Genomic DNA, 22,106 nt, shown 5'->3' on the forward strand with positions numbered 1-22,106 from the left:
TTACCGTCCACTGGTGATCATGCGCAGCACCCTGCGGAACCGCCGCATGCCACGGCTTGCTCGGGTGCCCCGTTTGGTGGATACAACGACGCCAACTAATGGCGCCTCGACGACCGCTGCGGCCGCGGCCAGTGCCTTGGTCTGGGCGGCGCCCTTGCGCTCGCTGTACTGGCTGACGAGGTAATCGGAACGGACTCGCGCCATCAGGGTGAACTTGAACAGCTCCTCCATCACATCGACTGCCGCACATTGGGCACGGAGGACTGGTTGGCATGGCCACCATGCGCATCCAGCGGGCGAGCAGGCGCAGCGTGTTAACCACATTGAGCGACTGCAAGCCGCCACAGTCCTGCATCACGGCCTTCGTGCAGCCTGGCCGCGCGAATAGATTCGATGTCTACGTGATAGCATTTTAGGCATGCGCCGCATGCATACCTTCCACCCCCGTCTTCGTCGCCGCCTTACCTGGCTGGTGATGCTGGCACTCCTGTGGCAACAGGTAGCACTGGCCGCGTATGCATGCGGGATCGCACCGCCGGAGCATGCGGCGACTGCCGTGTCCGTCGCCAAGAGCGTGGGCGTGGGCATGGACGACACCTGTGCGCAGGGGATGGTGCAAGCGCCATCAGCCAAGTCCCCCCTCTGCCAGGCGCATTGCCAGCCTGACCGCACCACCCAGCCGGATGCGCGAGCAGGCACGGTCCCGCCAAGCCTTTTTGCAGCCTTGCCCGCAGTCCCGCCCTCACTGCGCATGTTGCAAATCACTACCAGAGCGCCTGAGCGACTCGTACGCTTGCGAGCGCCGCCACCACCGGTTTCCCTCCTGTTCTGTTCGCTCCTGATCTAGGCCGCAGCTGACCCCTGCTGCGCGCTCGTGCCTTGTGCGCGAGACATCCTCGATCCCAAGGAGTGCTGTTCCATGCTGCCCCTATCCCTTGCCCGACGCACGGTTGCGTCGGGTCTGGCCGTTGCCCTGACGTGGGCGACGGCCTCGGCTGCGTATGCTGCCGAACGTCCCCTTTCACTGGAAGAAGCGATTGCTCGCGGCGTCCAACAAGCACCGCTGCTCGATGCCCACCATGCACACATCACGGCCACGCAGGAGGAACTGGCGCGCGCCGGGCGCTTGCCTGATCCGACGCTGAGCGTTGGGCTATCGAACTATCCGGTCACCGATCCGGGCGCCTTCAGCCTCCGCTCGGACACGATGACCATGCGCACGATTGGCATCAACCAAGCCATTCCCTCGCATGCCGCACGCGATGCCGAACGCGCGCTGGCCCAGGCGCGCGAGAGCGACGCGATGGCCGAACACGCTGCGACGGTGCAGAGCGTGCAGGAAGGCGTCGCCGACGCGTGGATCGGTCTATGGGCGGCCGAACGAGAACTGGCACTGTTACGCGATCTGCGCCAAGAAGGCGATTTGGCCGTACAGCTGACGCAGGCCCGCTTGCGCGGCGGCGAAGGCAGCGCCGCCGATGCGCTGGCAGCGCGCGCGGCGGTCGACACGCTCGACAACCAGCTTGAACAGGCATCCGCCGATCTTGCTTCCGCCCAGGCCGGGCTGCTTCGGTGGCTACCGGATGCCGGTGAGGTCACGCTCGCCGATGCGCCCGACTTCGGTACATTGCCGTTCGATCAACGGCTGCTGTACCAGACCATCGACCGGCAGGCGCCCATGCAGCAATGGGCGACCCGCGAACAGGTCGCCCAGGCCGACCTGGAGCAGGCGCGCGCAGCGAAACACCCGGACTGGAGTGTGAGCCTGATGTACGGCAAGCGCGCGCCGTACCTCTCGGACATGGTGTCGCTGCAGGTTGGCGTGAGCCTGCCGCTGTTCACCCGCAACCGGCAAGATCGCGGCATCAGCGCCAAACAGGCGCAATCAGACGCCGTGCAGTTCCAGCATGAGGATGCGCGGCGGGTGCAGCGCGAGACCCTGGCACGGACACTCGCTGCTTGGCAGGGATGGAGCCGGCAGATCGTCCGCGATGACGAAAGCCTGCTCCCGTTGGCGCGCGACCGTGCGCGCACGGCGTTGGCTTCCTACCGCGGTGGCGGCGCTTTGCAGCCGTGGCTGGACGCGCGTCGCGACGAAATCGAGTTGCGGCTTACCTACGTCCGGGCATTGGCCCAACGGGCCCAGCTGTGGGCATCGCTTGCCTACCTGTTGCCCCGCCAGGAGGTTTCCCCATGACGCCCATGAATACGAATCCCGTGCCGCGGTCGCGCGCGAAGCCGCTCCTGCTTGTCGTGGCATTGGTCGCAGCCGGCGTGGCATTGGTTGCGATCGGCTACGTTAGCGGTCGTTCGCAGACGACACCCCGGGCAATGGCGAAGGCATTGACGGACAAGCCGGCCGCGGAGGACCGCAAGGTCCTGTACTGGTACGACACGATGGTGCCGCAGCAGCATTTCGACCACCCGGGCCTCTCACCGATGGGCATGCAGATGGTGCCCAAGTACGCCGATGAGGGAAGCGCCGACAACGGCGTGGTGCACATCGATCCGGCCACCACGCAAAACCTCGGGGTGCGTACCACCAATGTAGAACGGCGCACGCTGGCCGATGCCATAGAGGTACCCGGCACGGTCAGTTGGGACCTGCGCCAGGCCACAACGCTGAGCGCCCGTGTCGATGCCGTCGTGGAGAAGCTCGACATCAAGGCCCCCTACACGCACGTGACCAAGGGTGAGCCACTGGCCAAGCTGCTCGCGCCTCAGTGGAACAGCGCCCTTGCCGAGTACCGCGCTTTGCAACAGGGGACATCGGCCGACGCCAGGGCGCTCCGGGACGCGGCACGCGCCCGGCTGCGCGTGCTGGGCTTGAGCGATGCGGACGTGCGTTCGGCCCTGCATGGCAACGATGGGACGATCACGCTACACGCGCCGCAGGATGGCGTTGTCGCCACCCTGGAGGTGCGCGAGGGCCAGCGTGTGGGCGCCGGCCAGACGCTGATGACCCTCAATGGCCTGGCCACCGTCTGGATCGAGGCGGCCCTGCCGCAAGGCGTGGCCGGCACCGTGCGAGCCGGCACGCCAGTCACCGTCACCCTGGATGCGCTGCCCGGACGCAGCTTCGATGGCGAAGTGGAAACGCTGCTGCCGGACGTGGACAACGCCACCCGCACGCAGCGGGCACGCATCGTGATCGACAACCCCGATGGCGCATTGAGCCCCGGCATGTTCGCCACGGTGCACCTCAAGCCCGCCGAGGGTGAAGCACACCCGGTGGTGCCGGACGAGGCCTTGATCGCCGCCGGCATCGACAACCGGGTCATCCTGGCCGAAGGGAATGGGCGTTTCCGCGCCATGCCCGTGCGTACCGGGCGTTCGGCAGGCGGTCTCACCGAGATCGTCGCCGGCCTGCACGGCGGCGAGCAGGTGGTGGTCTCGGGGCAATTCCTGATCGATTCCGAAGCGAGCCTGTCCGGTGCGCTCGAGCGGCTGGATGGCGAAGCGAAGCCGGCACCCGCCACCACTGCCGCGATGCCCGGCATGCCGATGGGAGACCATCCATGATCGGCGCGTTGATCCGCGCAGCGATCAGGCATCGCCTGTTCGTCCTGCTTGCTGCGGTGGCGCTGGCGCTGGCCGGCGTGTTCGCTGCCCTGCACACGCCAATCGACGCGCTGCCGGACCTGTCCGACACGCAGGTGATCATCCGCACACCGTGGGCCGGGCAATCCCCACAAGTGGTGGAGGACCAGGTTACCTACCCATTGGCGACCACCATGCTCTCGGTGCCCGGTGCCCGGACGGTTCGCGGCTACTCGTTCTTCGGCGACTCCTACGTCTACGTGCTGTTCGACGACAAGACGGACCTGTATTGGGCGCGCTCGCGCGTGCTCGAATACCTGAGCCAGGTGCGCGCCAGTCTGCCGGCGGACGTCAATCCAGCGCTCGGCCCGGATGCCACCGGCCTGGGCTGGATCTACGAGTACGCGTTGGTCGATCGCACCGGGCGGCACGACCTGGGCCAGTTGCGTGCCTTGCAGGACTGGTTCCTGCGCTACCAGCTGAAGACGGTGCCGGACGTGGCCGAAGTCGCGAGCCTGGGCGGCATGGAGCGCGCCTGGCAGATCGTGCCCGACCCGCAGGCATTGGCGGCACGCGGCATCACCGTGCAGCAACTGGTCGATGCGATCTCCGCGGCCAATGGCGCCAATGGCGGTTCGGTGATTGAACAGGGCGAAGCCGAGCTGATGGTCCGCAGCGAGGGCTACCTCACGAGCCGGGAAGCGTTCGAGAACGTGCCGATTACCGCCAACGCCAACGGCGTCCCGGTACTGCTGCGCGAGGTGGCCACCGTGCGTAGGGGACCGACGTTCCGTCGCGGTATCGCCGAGCTGGACGGCCAGGGCGAGGTGGCCGGCGGAGTTGTCGTGCTCCGTTCGGGCAAGAACGCCAAGGCCGCCATCGCGGCCGTGAAGGCCAAGCTCGCCACGTTGAAACGCAGCCTACCGGCGGGCGTGGAAATCGTGCCTACCTACGACCGTTCGCAGCTGATCGATGCGGCGGTGGAAAACGTGTGGGGCAAGCTGCTGGAAGAGTTCCTGGTGGTCGCGCTGGTCTGCGCCTTGTTCCTGGGGCACCTGCGTTCGGCGCTGGTGGCGGTGGTGACCCTGCCGCTGGGGGTGCTGGCCGCGTTCATCGTGATGGACCTGCAGGGCGTGTCGGCCAACCTCATGTCGCTGGGCGGCATTGCCATCGCCATTGGCGCCATGGTCGATGCGGCGATCGTGATGATCGAGAACGTCCACAAGCACCTGGAGCAGTGGCGCGCCACGAATGAAGGGAGCGAACCGCGGGGTGGCGAGCGTTGGACGCTGGTCGCCGCGGCCAGCGCCGAGGTCGGGCCGGCGCTGTTCGTGAGCCTGCTGATCATCGCGCTCTCGTTCGTGCCGGTATTCGCCCTGCAGGGCCAGGAAGGCAAGCTGTTCTCTCCGCTGGCCTTCACCAAGACCTATGCGATGGCAGCCGCCGCCGGCCTGGCGGTGACGCTGGTGCCGGTGCTGATGGGCTACCTGGTACGCGGGCGCATCCGCGCGGAGCATGAGAACCCACTCAATCGTCTGCTCGCCCGCGGCTACCGGCCGGTGCTCGAAGCGGTGCTGCGCTGGCCCAAAACCACGCTTGCGTTGGCGGGGGTGCTGCTCATCAGTGCGCTCGTGCCGCTCACGCAGCTCGGCAGCGAGTTCATGCCGGCGATGGACGAGGGCACCCTCCTCTACATGCCCACCGCCCTGCCCGGCCTGTCGGCGGGCAAGGCGGCGCAGTTGCTGCAGCTGACCGATCGCATGATCAAGACCGTCCCGGAAGTGGCGCATGTCTTCGGTAAGGCCGGCCGCGCCGAGACGGCCACCGACCCGGCGCCACTGGAAATGTTCGAGACCACCATCACCTTCAAACCGAAGGACCAATGGCGCCAGGGGATGACCATGGCGAAGATCAAGGACGAGCTGAACAAGGCCGTGCGCGTGCCCGGCCTGACCAACCTGTTCGTGCCGCCAATCCGTAATCGGATCGACATGCTCTCCACGGGCATCAAGAGCCCAATCGGCATCAAGGTGCTGGGCACCGACCTGGCGACCTTGCAGCAGGTGGCCGACCAGATCGAAACGCTGGCCGGAGATGTGCCAGGCGTCAGCTCGGCCATCGCCGAGCGGCCCACCAGCGGCCGCTATGTGAACGTGCACGTGCGACCCGTCGACGCGGCACGCTACGGCCTGACCCAGGCACGCGTGCAGCAGTTGGTGGCCACGGTGGTCGGTGGCGATCCGGTCGGCCAGACGATCGAGGGACGCGAGCGCTACCCCATCGTCGTGCGCTATCCGCGGGCTGAGCGCGATTCAGTGGCCGCACTTCGCCAGCTGCCGATCGTGGCGGCCAATGGCGCGCAGCTCACGCTCGGCCAGGTGGCTGATGTCACGCTCACGCCCGGCCCCTCGATGCTCAAGAGCGAGGATGGCCAGCTGGCAACCTACGTCTACGTCGACACCGACGGCACAGACCTGGGCACCGTGGTGGACCGCCTGCAGCAGGCGGTCGCGCAGAAGATCGCGCTGCCGCCGGGCGTCACTGTGGCCTGGTCGGGCCAGTTCGAATTTCTTGCCAGCGCCCTGCAACGGCTCAAGCTGGTGGTGCCGATCGCACTGGCGATCATCTTCGGGCTGATCTACATGGTGTTCCGGCGCGCCAGCGAGGCAGCGCTCATCATGCTGAGCGTGCCGCTGGCGCTGGTCGGCGGCCTGTGGCTGATCTGGCTGCTGGGCCATGCCGTGTCGGTGGCGACCATCATCGGCTTCATCGCGCTGGCCGGCGTGGCGGCCGAGTTCGGGGTAGTGATGCTGCTGTACCTGCGCCAGGCATGGGATCGCCAGCTCGCGCTCGATCCACAGGCAGGCCCCGCGGCCCTGGACGACGCCATCCGCGAAGGCGCCGTGCAGCGGGTGCGGCCCAAGGCCATGACGGTTGCCGTGATCCTCGCCGGCCTGTTTCCCATCCTGCTCGGCCACGGCGCGGGATCCGAAGTCATGCAACGCATCGCCGCGCCGATGATCGGCGGCATGCTCACCGCACCCCTGCTATCGATGGTGGCGCTGCCGGCCGCCTTTCGTCTGCTCGTCCAGCACCGCTTGCGCCGGAAGGCAGGCGCGCCCTCCTCTTCACCCAACCCGCAAGGAGATTGAACACATGAAAACCACCCTGACGACCCTGTGCCTGGTGGGCACGTTCGCTATCGCGCCGGCCTTCGCCGGTCCATTGCAGATGAACCCCAACATGCCCGGTATGCAGCACGACGCAGGCAAACCGGCCGAGGCGCAGGCGGTTGGCGTGGTCAAAGCCATCGATGCCCGCGCAAGCACCATCACGCTCCAGCACGAGGCGATTCCGGCGATCGGCTGGCCGGCGATGACCATGCCCTTCCACGTCTCTTCCAAAATCCTCAAGCAGGTCAAGATCGGCCAGAAGGTTCACTTCACACTGCACCCGGACGGCATGCGTAGTGAAGTGACTGCACTGAAGCCAGTGCAGTAACAGAGGTGCCTCCACGCTAGGAGGCGTCTTCTCCCATGCCCTGGATCGGCAGGTCACTACCCAGCTCCAGGGAAGCGATCAGCGGACAACGCACCTGTCCGCGATGGGATCCGCACTGCTTGACCAGGCTCGCAAGCGCCAGTTCGACCTGACGCAACCGGGTGATGCGTGCACGTACCGACGCCAGCTTGTCTGCGCCCAGTCGCGCCGCTTCCCGGCAGTGCTGCCCGTCCTCCAGGGCGAGCAGTTCCGCCACCTCGTCCAGACTGAAGCCGAGCGCCTGGGCATGCTTGATGAAGCGCAAGCGACGCGCGTGCGCCTCGTCGTATCGCCGGATGCCACCCGGGGGCCTGGTCGGTTCGCCGATCAGGCCACGTCGCTGGTAGTAGCGGATGGTTTCGATATGCACGCCGGTGACTTTGGACAGGCTACCGATCGTGTACCCCATGCCGTTGACTCCGTAGTTGACTACGGACGTAAGGTAGATCTTCTTCACTCTGTCGGGAATCAGACCGATGCAGAAACCCAGCGCCGAGAAGAGCACCCTGGCCATCGGTGGTCTGGCGGCCATGCTGGCGTCGGCCTGCTGCCTAGGGCCACTCATCCTGGTCAGCATTGGATTGAGCGGCGCCTGGATCGGCCAGTTGACGCGTCTTGAACCGCTGCGACCATGGTTCCTCCTGGTCTCGCTTATCGCGCTGGGTTCTGCCTACTGGCGGATCTATCGCCGCCCTCCTGCGTGCCTACCCGGCGAGATGTGCGCCTCCCCTGCCATCCGCCGCGTGTACAAGGCGCTGTTCTTGCTTGTGGTGGCCCTGATAGCGGTCGCCTTCGCCTTCCCTTACGCGGCCCCGTTGTTCTACTGAGGACTCGCCAATGAAAACCAACCTTGCCTTTGCCCTGCTGCTGGCAGCCATGCCGGTGGCCTCCATGGCTGCCACGCGCACGGCGACACTCGACGTGCCCGGCATGACTTGCCCCACCTGCCCGATCACCATCCGGAAGTCTCTTGAGAAAGTGCCGGGCGTCAATGCCGTCGCTTGGGATGTGAAGCAGAAGACGGTCACCGTGAAGTACGACGACAGCAAGACCGAGCCTGCCCAACTGGCCCGCGCCAGCGCCGACGCCGGCTATCCGGCCACCGTTCACCACTAAGGGCGGGTTAACCATGTCGCTTGAAGCAATCGACCCCGCGCTTGGTTTGCTTGATGACTTCGCCAAGGTCACGCACGGTGTTTCCCGCCATATCCAGCAGATGCGGCAGGCCACCATCTTTACCGAAGGAGAGTTGCCAGCGCGGCACAAGGCGCTGGGCGCGATGCTGTGGTCCATCTCCGCCCGATGTGAACCATGCATCGTCTACTACGTGCAACAGGCTGCGACCCTGGGGGCCACCGAAAGCGAGCTTGGCGAAATACTTGCGGTGGCCACGACGATGGGTGGGTGCGTGGGCGAGATGTGGTCTTTGAAGGCTTACAAGGCTTACAAGGAGTTCAGCAGCGGCCTGTCGATGCCGCAGGCTCAGCCAAGCTGCTGCTCGTAACTCGAGCCGAGGCGCAGCCATACCAACGCATTCGCTTGAAACCTGGAGGCGCCGCTTGAACCGTGGCGACATTCGCTCTGCTTGCGACTTCGCCCTGGATCCGGCGCGCTACGGCGAAAGATTGTTTTTCGCGCCGCTGACGTTACGCAGACGGCCACTCTGTGAGCCTCACTGGGAAGGAGGGGCTCATGTTAGGTACCGTGTTGCTGTATGCGTTGGCACCCCTGCTTGCCATGGGCACCGGGGGGTTGATTGCCGCCTTCAAGCCTCCTTCGCCCAAGTTGGGAAGTGCAGTGCAGCACTTTGCGGCAGGCGTGGTGTTCTCGGCCCTTGCGGTGGAAATACTGCCGGACATCCTGCATCAGGATGCGCCGCTTGCGGCCCTGGCCGGCTTTACGGCAGGCGTGTTGCTGATGCTTGGCCTGCGCCAGGCGGGATGCCGCATCGAGAAGACAAGCAGCCGGCCATGGGGCATGACACTCATCGTGGGTGCGGATGTCCTGATCGACGGCGTGTTGATCGGTGTCGCGTTCGGTGCTGGCACGCGCGAGGGTTTGTTTGTCACGATTGCATTGGCCGTGGAAATGCTCTCGCTTGGGCTGGCAACGGCAGCCTCGCTGGCCCGTGCGGACGCATCCCGCACCCGCATCATCGTCAGCATCCTCGTCCTTGCCATCCTGCCCTTCGCCGGGGCACTGGCAGGCAGCCTGTTGCTCGGTGGACTGAAAGGCGGCTGGATGGAGGCGGTGCTCGCGTTCGCCGCGGCGACCTTCCTCTATCTGGTCACTGAAGAGTTGCTGAAGGAGGCCCACGAAGTGCGCGAGGCGCCATGGATGACGGCGCTGTTCTTCGCAGGCTTTATTGGCTTGCTCCTGCTGGACATGGTCGCCCCAGCTGGCTAGAACGTCCACTGTGCGCGACCAACGGATGCCACGAACGGGACCGCAAAAGTTGCATGGCGGGCTCGGCCCGCACCAAGCCCTCACGACCAGCGTCTGCCGGTGTCCGGAGCATTCCGATCCCTGCCATTTCGCACTTCTGGCCTTACGCGGGCAACAAATTTGCCGCGATGTAATTGTCTAACCCATTGCTCACTGCTTACCATGTTCGGATGACTCGCCCCCGACCGCCTCTGCTGACCCGCCTGCGCCGCCACCGCGGCCTGTGGCTGTTGGCAGTAGCGGTGCTGCTGATCAAGCTAGTCGCCGGCACGGCCTGTCTGGCCGATGCGCCAGAGAAGCGATTGGTTTCGACCACTACGGTCTCCGCCGTCAGCATGCCGGCGGATACAGTGATCGCCACTGTCTCGGTTGATGATTCGGGCGCCTGCGTGCTTGGTGAAGCGGATTGCCATTGCGCATGTGCGCACACGGTGACCTTGCCGACGACCGCCCCGCTTGCTGTCGCCAGGGTGGCGCCTCGTTTCGACAACTTCACCATCCGTTCCGGATTCACACCGGCGACGACTGGCTCGCTGTTGCGCCCTCCGATCGCCTGAAACCGCTCCGTTTCGCGACGCATTCGCCTAGGCGATGCATCGCTTCGTGATCGATTTCAGGAGATGGCTTCATGTCTGTGTTCCGTTCGGTGCCTATCGGCGCCGCGTGCCTGTTGTATGCGGCGCTGCTCAGTGCTGCCCCCGTACCCCCATTATCCGATCCTCCCCCAGCGGCAGGGACCCGAGCACCCTCGTTGCTCTCGTCTCCATTGCAGGACGCGGTACGCCGCGTCTGGCAAGCCAGCCCCGAAGTCCAGGCAGCGCGGGCTGACCTCGACGCCGCTCGCGCCCGTGCGCGGGCTGCCGCGCAACCGCTATACAACCCCTCGCTGTCGCTCGATGCGGAGAACGCCGACGTCAATCGGCGTACGGCCGGCCTCAGCCTGGCGCTGGATCTATCCGGCAAGCGTCGCGCCCGGGCCAGCCAAGGTGATGCAGAGGTGCTCGCCGCCGAGGCGACCTATGACCTCCTGCGTCGCGACGTCGCCGCCCGCTGGTTGAAGGCGTGGTCGACGGCGACTCTCGCGGCTCGGCAAAGTGAACTGGGTCGTCGTCGACTCGCCCTCATGCAACGCTTTGACGACTTGGCTGCACAGCGGCTCAAGGTCGGCGACATCAGTAGCCCCGAACGCGACTTGGCGGGTTTGGCGCTGGGCGAGGCGCAGGTGCAGCAGGCCACGCTCGCCGGCAATGAGGCGGCGGCGCGTGCCGCTTTGATGGCCATCAGCGGCGACCAGCTCACGACCTTGCCACCGTTACCCGAAGGGCTATCACCCGCGGCTGACCGTGTGACGCCATTGGCCATCGACGAGTTACCCGAACTTCGTCAGGCCCGCGCTCAGCAGGCAAGCGCCGACGCTGGCGTGCAGGTCGCGCGTCGTGCGCGCATTCCTGACCCCACACTCAGCCTGACCGGTGGACAGGTACGCAGCGGGCCGCGTACCGATCAGGTGATCGGCGTAAGCGTGTCCATTCCCTTGCCCGTGCTCAATACAGGGCGTGCCGAAGTGGATGCCGCCCGGGCAGAAGCCGATGCGGCCGCCGCAGGCGTGCGCTCGCGCCAGTTTGTCCTGCGTGCGGGGCTGCAGGAAGCGCAAGCCCGCTATGCCGCCTTACGCGGTGCCGCCGAGGCGTTTCGCACCGGCCGCGCCGCCGCGTTCGAGGACCGCACCGCGCTGCTGGAAAAGCTCTGGCGTGCCGGTGAGATCAGCACGTCCGATTACCTCGTACAGCTCAAGCAAAGCCTCGATACCGCGCTGTCGGGCCAGGAGCTGGAAAGCCAAGCCTGGCAGGCCTGGTTCGATTACCTCACCGCCGCTGGCCGTCTGAACGACTGGCTCGATGGCCGCACTCAGGACGGCCCCAATCAGGACATTTCCCGATGAATGAATCTCTATTGAAGCGCGGCCTGCTGGGCATGGCGTTGTTGGCCGCCCTGGCCGGACCGGCGATGGCACAAGACGCTCCGCCCGCCAACCCGCTCGCACTGGACGCCAAGGCGATCAAAACTGCCGGCATCGTGCTCGACAAGGTGACCCCGCGCGACCTGACTGATGAATTGAAGGCTCCCGGCGAAGTGAAGGCCGATGCGTATTCCACCGTGCTGGTGTCGCCGCGCGTGGAATCGCAGGTGCTGGCTCGCAAGGCCCGGCTGGGCGATGTCGTGAAAGCCGGTGCGCCGCTGGTCGTGCTCTCCAGCGTGCAGGTCGCCGAGACGCAAGGTGCATTGATCGTCGCCGAACAGGATTGGCAACGGATCGCATCGCTTGGGCCACAGGCGGTGTCGGCGCGCCGCTACAACGAGGCGAAAGTGCAGCGCGACCAGGCTCGCGCCAAGCTGCGTGCCTACGGCTTGTCCGATGGCCAGATCGGGGGTCTGCTGCGCAAGGGATCGGCCGCGGCCGATGGCAGTTTCGAACTGCTCGCGCCCGCGGCCGGCCGCGTCACCACCGATGAATTTCTGGTCGGTGAGCGGGTGGAGCCCGGCCGCACACTGTTCACCCTGGTCAAGGAAGATTCGGTGTGGGTCGTTGCGCAGATGTCCCCGGCCGATGCCGAACGGGTCAAACCCGACGCGGACGCCCGCATCCTCGTCCACGACACCGCCATACCCGGCAAAGTGGTACAGCGCTCGCACCAGACCGATGAGCGCACCCGCACCGTGCCGGTGCGCATCGAGGTCGACAACCGCAAGGATCTTCTGCATCCCGGTGAGCTGGTCGAAGCGCGTATTGCTGCCGGCAGCGCCGTGAAAGCGCTTGCGGTACCGGCCGACGCGATCGTGCTGCTGCAGAACCAGCCAACCGTATTCCTTGCCAAGGGTAACGGGGCGTTCGAGCCGGCACCGGTGATGGTCGGCGACACGCGCGACGGCTGGACAGTCATCACGCAAGGTCTCAAGGCCGGCGACCCTTACGTGCGCAAGGGTGCCTTCGCGCTGAAGGCGCGGTTGCTGCGCTCGCAGTTGGGAGAAGAATGATGCTGGAACGTCTGGTTGCATTCTCCCTACGCTACAAGGTGCTGGTGCTGATCGCCTTCGTGGTGATCGGCTTCCTCGGTTTTCAGGCCGTACGCCAGTTGCCCATCGACGCGTTCCCTGATGTCACACCGGTGCAGGTCAACGTCTACACCGAGGCGTCGGGACTGGCCGCCGAAGATGTGGAACAGCTGCTCACCACGCCGGTGGAATCGGCGCTGGCCGGCCTGCCCAAGGTGGAACAGATCCGCTCGGTGAGTCTGTTCGGTTTGTCCTATGTGTCGGTGTATTTCGACGACAGCATGGACATCTACTTCGCCCGCCAGCTGGTCAACGAACGGCTGCAACAGGTGGGCGATCGCCTGCCGGCCGGCTACGGCAAGCCGGAGATGGGCCCGAACACGTCGGGTCTGGGTCAGGTGTTCTGGTACACGGTCGAACGCGCCGACGACAAACTGAAGGGGGCCGCGGCGGGCACTGCCCCGAACGACATGGATCTGCGCACACTGCAGGACTGGACCATCCGCCTGATCCTGCGCACCGCCCCCGGCGTCGACGATGTCACGTCGTGGGGCGGCCAGGAAAAGCAGTTCCAGGTGCGCATCGATCCGATGAAACTGATCGCACACAAGCTCGGCTTCAAAGAGGTGATCGAAGCCTTGCAGGCGAACAATGCGCAGGTCGGCGGCAACTTCGTCGACGTGGGACGCGAGCAGTATCTGGTGCGCGGCCTGGGGCTGGTCCAGAACGCAAAGGATCTGGGCAACATCGTCCTCAAGACCGAAGATGGCACGCCGGTCTACGTACGTGACGTAGCCACGATCACCGAAGCGGGCGCCCCCCGTACGGGAGCCGTAACCCGGGATGGCAAGGAAGTCGTCATGGGCCAGGCCCTGGCCCGGATCGGTGAGAACGCCAAGAGCGTGGTCGATGCGGTCAAGGCCAAGCTCGACACGGTGAAGCAGGCGCTGCCGCCGGGCGTGGTGGTCAAGCCGGTGTACGAGCGTACCGAGCTCGTCAACGCGGCCGTAGAAACCGCGGTGCGGGCGCTGATCGAAGGCTCGATCCTGGTGGCGATTATCCTGTTCCTGTTTCTGGGCGAATTTCGCAGTGCGCTGGTGGTGGTCGTGGCGTTGCCGTTGGCGATGCTGATCGCTTTCATCTGCATGAACCAGGCCGGTCTGTCAGCCAACCTGATGTCGTTGGCAGGCTTGGCGATCGGCATCGGCATGATGGTCGATGGCGCGGTGGTGATGGTGGAGAACGCCTACCGCATCATGGCTGAGCGCAAAGCCCATGGCGGTCCGGTGGACCGCACCTCGGCCGTGCTGGCCGCTGCCCGCGAGGTCGCCAATCCGATGGCCTTCGCGATTCTGATCATCATCGTGGTGTTCCTGCCGCTGTTCAGCCTGCAGGGGCTGGAAGGCAAGATGTTCAAGCCGATGGCGTTCAACATCAGCTTCGCCATGGCCGGCTCGCTGATCCTGGCCCTGACGCTGATTCCGGTGCTGGCGGCGTTGGTATTAAAGCCCAAGGAAGAGAAGGACACGCGCTTGGTCGCGTTCCTGAAACGGCACTACGCCACCGTGCTGGCGTGGGCACTGGAACGGCGCAAGCTGGTGCTGGGCATCGCCGCCGGCGCCTTGATCGGCAGCCTCGCGCTGTTCCCGTTCCTGGGCAAGGAGTTCATGCCCAACCTGAAAGAGGGCGCCATCATGTGGCGTATCACCTCGATTCCCTCGGCCTCGCTGGATGAGTCGATCAATATCTCCAAGCAGGTGTCGGCACTGATCAAGCAGAAATTCCCGGAGGTGGACACCACGCTGGCGATGATCGGCCGCGCGGAAAAAGGCGAGACCGCCGACGTGAACTACATGGAGGTCTACACGCCGCTGAAGCCGAAGGATCAGTGGCGCAAGGGCGAGACGCTGGAAAGCATCGAGGAGGCGATGCAGAAAGCATTGACCGCTGCCCTGCCCACCGCCGTGGTGAGCTATACCCAACCGATCCAGATGCGTATCGAGGAACTGATCTCCGGCGTGCGTGCCACCCTGGCCTTGAAGATCTACGGCGAGGACCTGGGCGAGCTGGACCGGCTCAGCGCCCGCATGAAGGACGTGCTGGCCGGGGTGCCCGGTGTGGCCGACCTGGCGTTGGAGGCAAACATCGGCAAGCCGCAGATCCGCATCAAGGTGGATCGCGACGCGCTGGCTCGCTACGGCCTTAACGCCGACGACGTGCTGACCGTGGTGAAGAACGGCATCGGCGGCGAGCCCGTGACCACGCAGCTGGATGGCGTGAAACGCTTCGACATCACAGTCCGCCTGGACGATGCCGACAAAGCGTCCCTGCCGGCGATCGAGCGCATCCCGATCCGCACAGCCAGTGGTGCCCTGGTGCAGCTGTCGCAGGTAGCCGAGGTCAGTGACGCCGAGGGCTACTCGTTCATCCGTCGCGAGCAGTTGCAACGCTATGCCGTGATCCAGATGGACGTGCGTGGTCGCGACATCGACGGCTTCGTCAAGGAGGCGAATGCCGCGATCTTCAAAAAAGTGCATCTGCCCACCGGCTACTACACCGAATGGGGTGGCGCGTTCGAAAACCAGCAGCGGGCCTTGAAGCGGTTGTCGCTGATCGTGCCGGCGACGATCTTCTTCATCTTCGTGCTGCTCTACACCGCGTTCAACTCGGTGAAGTACGCCGCGCTGATCCTGGCCAACGTACCGTTCGCCACCATCGGCGGCATCGTCGGACTGGCCATCACCGGGCAATACCTATCGGTGCCCTCGGCGATCGGCTTTATCGCCGTGTTCGGCGTGGCGATGTTGAACGGCATCGTGCTGGTGAGCTTCTTGAACGAGCAACGCGAGAAAGGGCTTCCGGTTCGGGAGGCCGTAGTTCGCGGCACGGCGTTGCGCATGCGCCCGGTGATGATGACCGCCAGCGTGGCGATCCTGGGCCTGGTACCGATGCTGCTCTCCAGCGGTGTGGGCGCGGAAACCCAGCGGCCGCTCGCCACCGTGGTGGTTGGCGGCTTGATCACCTCGACCCTGCTGACCCTGGTACTGCTGCCGGTGCTCTACGACTGGATCGAAGAACGCGCCGCACGGCGCTTGGCCAAGGAGACCACCCCATGAAAGAAGTGAAGGCATTCATCCACCGCGGCCGCGTCGTCGATGTCATTCACGCCCTGGAGGACGGTGGATTCGGCTACCTGTCTGTCAGTGACGTCAAGGGCTTGTTGACGGCGCTCAGTGCGCAAGAACAGGTCTATTCGATGGAACTGGGCGAACGCGTGACCCGGCAGATCAAGCTGGAGGTGTTCTGCGAAGACGACCAGGTGGATCGAGCTGTACAACTGATTCGCCTGCACGGACGCACCGGCCAGAGCGTGGCCGGATGGGTCTACCAGAGCACGGTGGATCGGGCGTGGCCGATCGACGGTCACACCGACTGAGTCGACGATGGTGCGGGCGCTCGGGCGCATAGCCGGGTGCCCGCACCATATGCGTGTGGCCAATACCTAGGTGCGTGCTGCACGTGTGCGATTTTGTAGCACCCACCCAATACCGTAGGGTCGCCCTGCGCATGCTCTAACCAGCAATGATCTTTTCACTGGCGGTGCCTCCGCCGAAGGCTGCTGCCGACAGTGAGACCTGCACGGCATCCCTGCGCACAACGCGTTCTGCCACGCGGTCGTCGCGTCTCGCCGCTGCCCGGATGGGCGAACTTCTCATTCAACGGAAACCCAATGGCACACGACCACGCCCATGGCTCAGCACATGCTCATGACCACGCCCCGAAGGATTTCGGGACCGCTTTCGCGGTCGGCATCGGGCTCAATCTGGCCTTTGTCGCCACCGAGGCGGTCTACGGCTACATCGCGCACTCGCTGGCCTTGCTTGCCGACGCTGGTCACAACCTGAGCGACGTGTTGGGCCTCGCACTGGCATGGGGTGCGACAGTCCTGGTCAAACGCCAGCCAACCCGGCGGCGCACTTACGGCCTGCGCCGATCCTCGATCCTGGCGTCACTGCTCAATGCAGTCCTGCTGCTTGTGGCAATCGGGGCCATCGCCTGGGAGGCGATTGGGCGCTTCAGTAGTCCTCAGCCCGTCGCAAGCGGCATCGTGATGGCGGTGGCCGGTATCGGTGTCGTAATCAACGGCATCACCGCATGGCTGTTCATGGCTGGCTCCAAGAACGACGTAAACATTCGGGGGGCCTTCCTTCACATGGCGGCGGATGCAGCGGTCTCGCTCGGCGTAGTCGTGGCCGCCCTGGCCATGCGCACGACCGGCTGGCTCTGGCTGGATCCCACGGTCAGCCTGGTCATCGTTGTCGTCATTGCGGTGGGCACTTGGGGCCTGCTCAAGCACTCGCTGGACTTGGCCATGGACGCGGTGCCTCCGCACATAGACCCGCAGAATGTCGAGAGTTACCTGGCAGGGTTACCGGGTATTTCCGCCGTGCACGACCTGCACATCTGGGGCATGAGCACGACCGAAGTGGCCCTGACAGTTCATCTGGTCAAGCCCGATGCGCAGATCGAGGATGCCTTGCTCGCACAGATCAAGCACGACCTGCATGCACAGTTCGGCATCGACCACACCACCGTTCAATTGGAGCTCGGCGATAAGGCACACCCTTGTGGGCAGGCCCCTGTCTCGACCGTTTAGAAACACTGGCTCGAATCAACGAGGACGCTTCATTCGGACAAAGGCACTGTGATCAAGCAGCAGAAGGAGATGGATCGACCCCTTGCCCCCCACTTTGAGACCACACACGAATTGGCGCTGCATTGCCGACCCAATGCGCCGCCTGACGCGTAACCACGATCAGCGGCAACCTCAAAGTGTTCGGCCTGCATGGCGGTGGGCGCACGCTTCGCCATGGTCACCAGTTGGCTGCGATCGTGCCGATGTTGGCGACCTGATGGTCGACGATCAGGTGGTGCTGCGTATCGGCAGAGTTTTCACACACCCTGGGGAGGAATTAGGCAGCAACTGCATGCTGTCGGGCGATCGGCAGCAATGTTGGACAAAGCTGGAAAAGGGTCGTATTCACAACGCCACGTGTGGCATGGCACGAATAGCACGCGGGTGTCAGACCGATCTTTTCTTCGGAATGGCCATTGTCGAGCGCTCGCTCAACCACAGATGTCGCAACGCGATTGGGCCCGGCAACTCCCCGTTCCGTAGCATGAAATTACGAGCATGCGTGCTGATCGCTATTGTTGGAGCGGATCCGTCCTCCTGCACTTTAGCTATAGGAGCGCAGGAGGCTGGAGACGTCGGATGCATCCAGCGTTCGACCAAGGTGGACTTGGCATTCTGGTTACTATCGGTTACCAAATAGCCGATCATGCCTGCATGCGGCATTGCCCATGCGTAGTGTCCTTTTTCGAAACGCGCAACGCCTTGGGCGATGTAGTGATCTATCGTGCGCCCCCTTCCCAGAATCTTGCACTCGTAGAACATGGCGTTGTGGTTCATCACGGGACGTGCTGAAAGACGCGTGATCGTCAAATCTGGGCGCTTCTCCAGCCGAGCGCCCGAATAGTCCTCCATCTCTTGGCCCCGTATTGGTGGGCCGTACAGTGATGTCGAAAAGCCCGGCAAAGCCCCGCTGTTAAGCAACGCTGTGAGGGCATCCTGAAGCATCGCCGTGATCTGGACCTCTGTGCCACTGGCTAGCAACGCTCGTCCGAGCGGTGCCGCCATCGAGCGCCCCCAGGCGAGCACAATTGCCTTGTCCAGTATCTTTAGCTGCCTGACGGACCAGGCCTCAAAGGGCGGTGGCGGGCCTTTAGGAGGAGAACCGAGATGCAGGAACATGGGCGGCGCGGCCTCAGTACGAGGCCAAACCAGAGCACATGCCGCGCTCCAAAACGTCGAGCGCTAACAGATGCGCTTGGCTCTTGCTCCAATAGCGTGCATGCCTGAGACGTCCGATCAACCAATCGCCTTCCGCCAGTTGTAGGCGGATCTCCGAAGTCATCAAAGGATCGCCTACGCGCCTGAGTACGTCGCGGATGCCCTCAGCATCGAATACCAATGACGCTCCAGACGTGATGCGCAAGAACTGCCACAGGCCATCGTCCTTTGAAAGCGTAATGGGCATAACCTTGACATCGACGCCCTCGGCTTCTGAAAGCAGCGCCCCCAAGGAAGATGCGAATGCGGGAATCCGCGGATCGTCCCGCGAAATTTCGGCGACGCTCAGCGACTGGCTCTTGGGAAACGGGCTTTCATAACGCAGCGCGTCGGCGACTAAGGCTTGATCATGAACGGTCAAGCCATAGATCTTGGCCACTAATGCGTTGATGTCACGCCAGGGAGATTTCCCGCCACGGATCGCCACTGCCAGCTCTGCCACGTTCCGCTTTATGGATGTCGAAAGCGATGTCCAAGGAACAAGGGGGAAGTTGCCGTAGTCATCCTTGTTGAAGATGTCGCGCTCCACGCCGAATTTAGAGCTCGTCATGAGCACCCAGTACATCAGCAAGTCTGCGTAGGACAGTACGTAGAGATAGTCACCGATGGCGGACCTGCCCTCAGGGATGTGCACGCCATAGAACGAGCGGCTAAAAGCCACGTCACCGTCCGTCCAAAGTGCACCACGGTGCGCGATGTCCTGTTTGGGCGCTTCGCGAAACAGGAGATGGGGCCCCTTGTAAATGCTAGGGTTGCGAGGCCACTGCAAGGCTAGTGCGGGATAACGGTGCTCGATAGGGCTGAGAGCACGCGTCTTGACGGTGAACAGCGGTTTATCGGTACCTTCTAGCACCGGAAGGCCACGCAGCGTTGTGGCATCTAGGGCGTTCTGCGTCCCAGCAATAAAGCCCTGAGCAATTTCCAGCCTTTCTTGCGAAAAGTACTGTCGCATCGAGATGCGCGGTTCTGCACCCAAGCGCGAGATCAATTCCAGATCCAGCGCCGAGCCTCGCGCTAGCGTCTTGAATACGTGCGGCACGCTTGCCGCCATGGCGACGGGGACCGGGATCGCCGACCGTGGGTCAAGACGAAACTCGCGCCGACGGGCCAGTGCCGGTTCGTGGCGCGGCACAAGGAAGTAAAACGAGTCCTCCGGTCCGGGAGGCTCGTTTATGGACACCAGCGCGCAAAATGGCTGTGTGTTGGACGGCCATATCCGGCGATCCTTTCGCAGGAACACGCCGTTGAGGATGCCCGTGACCCGAGTGCGCTCGAACCAATGGGTCCGGGCGGCGGCGGCCTCTTCGCTGAAGAGCAAGCGCGCATGCACTAACAGGCCAATCACCCCTGAGGGCTTGCACCATTGCTGAGCGCGCCAAAGAAAAGCCAGATCCGGCCACTGATTGGGAACCAGGCTCTTGGCGCGAACCGGTGAGGCGCCATCCGCATCCCAAGGAACTTGGTCCAGGAGCTTTTTGAAGCGTCCCGGCAGGCGCGTCCATGGCGGGTTGGCCAGCACGATGTCGAAGGGCCCTAACTTACGCAATGACGAGCTCAGACTTCCGAGTGCCGCGTCCTCGCTTGTTCCCAAATGAGCCTGATCGACACAACGCAGCGTTCCATCGAACAACCGCTCAAAGCGAAGATCGCTGAGCGGCTGCGGCTGTGGATCGAGCTCCAGTGCCGCTAGATACAAGCTCAGGGCGGCCATTTTTATCGATGTTGGATTGATGTCCAGGCCGCACAGCTGCTGCGTGAGAATGCGACGCAAGGCCAACCGACGTGGGCGCTTGCCATGATGCAGCCAGTATTCGGCCGCCAGCCGGCGATAGGCTAAAACCAGGAAAACCCCGGCCCCTACGGCTGGATCAAGCACCCGTGCACAGTGACGCTGTTCCGCCGGCACGGCGCCAAAGGCACCGTCGACGAGCAATTCGGCGATGTTTCGGGGAGTGAAATGGATGCTGGTCTGGCGCGCCGTGTCGGGCATGAAGCGGTGCGCAAAGTGCTCGTAGACCTGGCTTAGTACATCCACCGGGATGTGTTGAAAGCGCAACCCATTCCAGTCCAACGACAGTTGGCCACCCGGCGCTCGCGACATGACGTTGGACAACACAGTGCACAGCAGGTCCACTGAGGAACCCAGTCGCGCCATGAAGTCGACATAGTCTTTAGTTCCCAGCTCGAGCAGATCGCCGTTGAAGGTGAGATCCAACCATTGGAACGTCGCTATCAGCGCAGCCGGAGTGGCAAACAGTTCCTCGGGCCGCTCGATACCCGGGAAGAGAGCCGTGATGTCGTCTCCCGCCACGATGTTTCGGTCCACCAAAAACCGGGTGAAGAGCGCCCGACCGATCAGCGAGACCACATCGCCGTCAGAGAGCAGCTCCGACGGAAACGCCGCTCGCAATCCGTCGGCGGCATCCGTCAAGAGCTTGAACAGCAGATCGTCTAGCCAAAGTTGATCGGCACGCTTCTGCGTGGATCCTTCCGTATTCCCATTAAGCAGAGTGCGAAGCCCGACAGCGTTGTCGGAAAGAATCTCCCTGTCGATGGCGGGAAGTTCATCGGCCCGGTAGAACCCGATCGGATAGATGCTCGTCGACGCCGGGCTAGACACTGCCAGATAGGCCGCATCAGCGCGGCATGCCAGCGTGCGTATCAGCTGGATCAACTGCTCCTTAGGCGGAGAGCCTGCAATTGCCGGTGCCTGGAGCACATAAAGGGCGGCCTTGCCCGCCACCTGGATCACACCATCGGGCAGTTCCTGCGTGTCCGCGCCAGGCCGACGCGCGGGGGCCATCAAGTCCATGTAGCGCAAATGGCGCGCCGTCGGAGTTCCGCGCAGGTCGACGTAGGCATCACGCGGCACGCCAAGCCGGTCAGCGATCTCAGCGGGCTTGGCGACCACGACGGCCCTCCTGATGTGAAGACCCCGACAGGGATACCAAGCCAAGCGCGAGTTCACGCTGAGCCGGCATGGCCACACCAACGAACGCATAGACAGCGAGCCAGATCGGCTCCAGGTCCAATGCTACCGACAGAGCTCCCTGCGCCTCGCTGCCAACGGCCCACGCATCATCGCCAACTTGGTTGATGTACAGGCGGACGGTGCCGCCGGTCAGCGCAGCCCGCATGTCGAGGCGAGCGCGGAGTGGCGCGGAGAATGCGGCAATCGAATGCAGGGACAGGCCCAAGCGCTGATGCAGTTCCGCAACGGCACGAAAAAAGGCCAGATCGGCGATCGTGAACTGGCGCGCGGTCCGGGGTTTGGCTTTGACTTGATTAAATGGAGGTAGGGCAGACAGCCACCGTTGCAGATCGGTGCGACTGAGCCCGAGCAGCTCACGCACATGCACTGCGGTGTAGTGAATTCCGGCCATCGTGGAACCAAGTATGGCAGATCTGCTTCAAATTTGAAGCAGATCTGGGCTGAGGTCGAGACGTAGTCTAAAATCCACAACGTCCCTCCAATGGCACTCTTCAGCGGCTTGCTCTTAGCCGCACTTGCCGGTGCACGCACGAAGGGTGTTCCGCCCTGGTCTCATGCGCTTGGACGCACCCATGGCGATAGTTCGGAGCCAGCAACAGAGCGCACCGCCCAGGACACGGG

At 64.0% G+C, this 22,106-nt stretch carries 18 protein-coding genes and 1 pseudogene; 14 read left to right on the forward strand and 5 right to left on the reverse strand.

The annotated features are described in order from the left end of the window. Positions 1 to 373: pseudogene (locus tag PCA_RS17640) on the reverse strand (hypothetical protein); the annotation flags it as partial. A gap of 546 nt (positions 374 to 919) precedes the next feature. Between PCA_RS17640 and PCA_RS13280 the strand changes: the two are divergent. Genes PCA_RS13280 through PCA_RS13295 form a run of 4 tightly spaced genes read left to right on the forward strand, consistent with a single transcriptional unit; the run spans position 920 to position 7,041 of the window. Next, positions 920 to 2,197 carry a TolC family protein gene (locus tag PCA_RS13280; RefSeq protein ID WP_181303090.1) on the forward strand — a complete coding sequence of 426 codons (1,278 nt, stop codon included), beginning with the start codon at positions 920 to 922 and terminating at the stop codon, positions 2,195 to 2,197. Further along, positions 2,194 to 3,522, forward strand: coding sequence for an efflux RND transporter periplasmic adaptor subunit (locus tag PCA_RS13285; RefSeq protein WP_255436851.1), 1,329 nt, complete (start codon positions 2,194 to 2,196; stop codon positions 3,520 to 3,522). The genes PCA_RS13280 and PCA_RS13285 overlap by 4 nt, the downstream gene beginning before the upstream one ends. Then, positions 3,519 to 6,692 carry a CusA/CzcA family heavy metal efflux RND transporter gene (locus tag PCA_RS13290; RefSeq protein ID WP_181303091.1) on the forward strand — a complete coding sequence of 1,058 codons (3,174 nt, stop codon included), beginning with the start codon at positions 3,519 to 3,521 and terminating at the stop codon, positions 6,690 to 6,692. The genes PCA_RS13285 and PCA_RS13290 overlap by 4 nt, the downstream gene beginning before the upstream one ends. 4 nt (positions 6,693 to 6,696) lie before the next feature. After that, a complete protein-coding gene (locus tag PCA_RS13295) occupies positions 6,697 to 7,041 on the forward strand; it encodes a copper-binding protein (protein ID WP_181303092.1) in 345 nt (114 codons plus the stop codon). 16 nt (positions 7,042 to 7,057) lie between these two features. Here the strand turns inward: PCA_RS13295 and PCA_RS13300 are convergent, their stop codons facing one another. Next, positions 7,058 to 7,489: a MerR family transcriptional regulator gene (locus PCA_RS13300; protein WP_181303093.1), complete on the reverse strand. Its 432-nt coding sequence runs from the start codon at positions 7,487 to 7,489 to the stop codon at positions 7,058 to 7,060. 67 nt (positions 7,490 to 7,556) lie between these two features. On the opposite strand from PCA_RS13300, the gene PCA_RS13305 reads away from it, so the two are divergent. From PCA_RS13305 to PCA_RS13350, 10 genes are all read left to right on the forward strand, one after another. Then, positions 7,557 to 7,907 carry a mercuric ion transporter MerT gene (locus PCA_RS13305; RefSeq protein WP_181303094.1) on the forward strand — a complete coding sequence of 117 codons (351 nt, stop codon included), beginning with the start codon at positions 7,557 to 7,559 and terminating at the stop codon, positions 7,905 to 7,907. A 10-nt stretch (positions 7,908 to 7,917) separates the two neighbouring features. Continuing rightward, positions 7,918 to 8,196 carry a mercury resistance system periplasmic binding protein MerP gene (merP, locus tag PCA_RS13310; protein ID WP_181303095.1) on the forward strand — a complete coding sequence of 93 codons (279 nt, stop codon included), beginning with the start codon at positions 7,918 to 7,920 and terminating at the stop codon, positions 8,194 to 8,196. A 13-nt stretch (positions 8,197 to 8,209) separates the two neighbouring features. Further along, on the forward strand, positions 8,210 to 8,584 hold the full coding sequence (locus tag PCA_RS13315) for a carboxymuconolactone decarboxylase family protein (protein WP_181303096.1): 375 nt from the start codon (positions 8,210 to 8,212) through the stop codon (positions 8,582 to 8,584). A gap of 188 nt (positions 8,585 to 8,772) precedes the next feature. Next, positions 8,773 to 9,486 carry a ZIP family metal transporter gene (locus tag PCA_RS13320; protein WP_181303097.1) on the forward strand — a complete coding sequence of 238 codons (714 nt, stop codon included), beginning with the start codon at positions 8,773 to 8,775 and terminating at the stop codon, positions 9,484 to 9,486. A gap of 281 nt (positions 9,487 to 9,767) precedes the next feature. Next, positions 9,768 to 10,082 (forward strand): hypothetical protein, encoded by a 315-nt coding sequence (locus PCA_RS13325; RefSeq protein ID WP_343204454.1) that lies wholly within the window; start codon positions 9,768 to 9,770, stop codon positions 10,080 to 10,082. A gap of 71 nt (positions 10,083 to 10,153) precedes the next feature. After that, a complete protein-coding gene (locus PCA_RS13330; protein WP_255436853.1) occupies positions 10,154 to 11,467 on the forward strand; it encodes a TolC family protein in 1,314 nt (437 codons plus the stop codon). Further along, on the forward strand, positions 11,464 to 12,561 hold the full coding sequence (locus PCA_RS13335; protein ID WP_126536253.1) for an efflux RND transporter periplasmic adaptor subunit: 1,098 nt from the start codon (positions 11,464 to 11,466) through the stop codon (positions 12,559 to 12,561). The genes PCA_RS13330 and PCA_RS13335 overlap by 4 nt, the downstream gene beginning before the upstream one ends. Continuing rightward, a complete protein-coding gene (locus PCA_RS13340) occupies positions 12,561 to 15,695 on the forward strand; it encodes a CusA/CzcA family heavy metal efflux RND transporter (protein WP_181303099.1) in 3,135 nt (1,044 codons plus the stop codon). The genes PCA_RS13335 and PCA_RS13340 overlap by 1 nt, the downstream gene beginning before the upstream one ends. Beyond that, on the forward strand, positions 15,692 to 16,015 hold the full coding sequence (locus PCA_RS13345) for a P-II family nitrogen regulator (RefSeq protein WP_181303100.1): 324 nt from the start codon (positions 15,692 to 15,694) through the stop codon (positions 16,013 to 16,015). The genes PCA_RS13340 and PCA_RS13345 overlap by 4 nt, the downstream gene beginning before the upstream one ends. Before the next feature lie 294 nt (positions 16,016 to 16,309). Further along, the gene (locus PCA_RS13350; protein WP_181303101.1) at positions 16,310 to 17,236 is read left to right on the forward strand and encodes a cation diffusion facilitator family transporter; all 927 of its coding nucleotides are present in this window, start codon (positions 16,310 to 16,312) and stop codon (positions 17,234 to 17,236) included. A 426-nt stretch (positions 17,237 to 17,662) separates the two neighbouring features. Here the strand turns inward: PCA_RS13350 and PCA_RS13355 are convergent, their stop codons facing one another. Genes PCA_RS13355 through PCA_RS13365 form a run of 3 tightly spaced genes read right to left on the reverse strand, consistent with a single transcriptional unit; the run spans position 17,663 to position 21,876 of the window. Next, entirely contained in the window at positions 17,663 to 18,394 is a 732-nt protein-coding gene (locus tag PCA_RS13355) for a hypothetical protein (protein ID WP_181303102.1), read from the reverse strand. Positions 18,395 to 18,407: 13 nt separating this feature from the next. After that, the gene (locus PCA_RS13360; protein ID WP_181303103.1) at positions 18,408 to 21,404 is read right to left on the reverse strand and encodes an N-6 DNA methylase; all 2,997 of its coding nucleotides are present in this window, start codon (positions 21,402 to 21,404) and stop codon (positions 18,408 to 18,410) included. Further along, a complete protein-coding gene (locus PCA_RS13365; protein WP_181303104.1) occupies positions 21,385 to 21,876 on the reverse strand; it encodes a hypothetical protein in 492 nt (163 codons plus the stop codon). The genes PCA_RS13360 and PCA_RS13365 overlap by 20 nt, the downstream gene beginning before the upstream one ends. Positions 21,877 to 22,106: the final 230 nt, after the last annotated feature.

Origin of the sequence: Rhodanobacter sp. PCA2 (assembly GCF_013620825.1) — a bacterium.
Taxonomy (GTDB): Bacteria; Pseudomonadota; Gammaproteobacteria; order Xanthomonadales; family Rhodanobacteraceae; genus Rhodanobacter_A.

What these genes read in the sequence shown, in the direction of transcription:
- PCA_RS13280 (WP_181303090.1), top strand. Translation starts at nt 920, where the DNA reads ATGCTGCCCCTATCCCTTGCCCGACGCACGGTTGCGTCGGGTCTGGCC.
- PCA_RS13285 (WP_255436851.1), top strand. Translation starts at nt 2,194, where the DNA reads ATGACGCCCATGAATACGAATCCCGTGCCGCGGTCGCGCGCGAAGCCG.
- PCA_RS13290 (WP_181303091.1), top strand. Translation starts at nt 3,519, where the DNA reads ATGATCGGCGCGTTGATCCGCGCAGCGATCAGGCATCGCCTGTTCGTC.
- PCA_RS13295 (WP_181303092.1), top strand. Translation starts at nt 6,697, where the DNA reads ATGAAAACCACCCTGACGACCCTGTGCCTGGTGGGCACGTTCGCTATC.
- PCA_RS13300 (WP_181303093.1), bottom strand. Translation starts at nt 7,489, where the DNA reads ATGGGGTACACGATCGGTAGCCTGTCCAAAGTCACCGGCGTGCATATC.
- PCA_RS13305 (WP_181303094.1), top strand. Translation starts at nt 7,557, where the DNA reads ATGCAGAAACCCAGCGCCGAGAAGAGCACCCTGGCCATCGGTGGTCTG.
- merP (WP_181303095.1), top strand. Translation starts at nt 7,918, where the DNA reads ATGAAAACCAACCTTGCCTTTGCCCTGCTGCTGGCAGCCATGCCGGTG.
- PCA_RS13315 (WP_181303096.1), top strand. Translation starts at nt 8,210, where the DNA reads ATGTCGCTTGAAGCAATCGACCCCGCGCTTGGTTTGCTTGATGACTTC.
- PCA_RS13320 (WP_181303097.1), top strand. Translation starts at nt 8,773, where the DNA reads ATGTTAGGTACCGTGTTGCTGTATGCGTTGGCACCCCTGCTTGCCATG.
- PCA_RS13330 (WP_255436853.1), top strand. Translation starts at nt 10,154, where the DNA reads ATGTCTGTGTTCCGTTCGGTGCCTATCGGCGCCGCGTGCCTGTTGTAT.
- PCA_RS13335 (WP_126536253.1), top strand. Translation starts at nt 11,464, where the DNA reads ATGAATGAATCTCTATTGAAGCGCGGCCTGCTGGGCATGGCGTTGTTG.
- PCA_RS13340 (WP_181303099.1), top strand. Translation starts at nt 12,561, where the DNA reads ATGCTGGAACGTCTGGTTGCATTCTCCCTACGCTACAAGGTGCTGGTG.
- PCA_RS13345 (WP_181303100.1), top strand. Translation starts at nt 15,692, where the DNA reads ATGAAAGAAGTGAAGGCATTCATCCACCGCGGCCGCGTCGTCGATGTC.
- PCA_RS13350 (WP_181303101.1), top strand. Translation starts at nt 16,310, where the DNA reads ATGGCACACGACCACGCCCATGGCTCAGCACATGCTCATGACCACGCC.
- PCA_RS13355 (WP_181303102.1), bottom strand. Translation starts at nt 18,394, where the DNA reads ATGTTCCTGCATCTCGGTTCTCCTCCTAAAGGCCCGCCACCGCCCTTT.
- PCA_RS13365 (WP_181303104.1), bottom strand. Translation starts at nt 21,876, where the DNA reads ATGGCCGGAATTCACTACACCGCAGTGCATGTGCGTGAGCTGCTCGGG.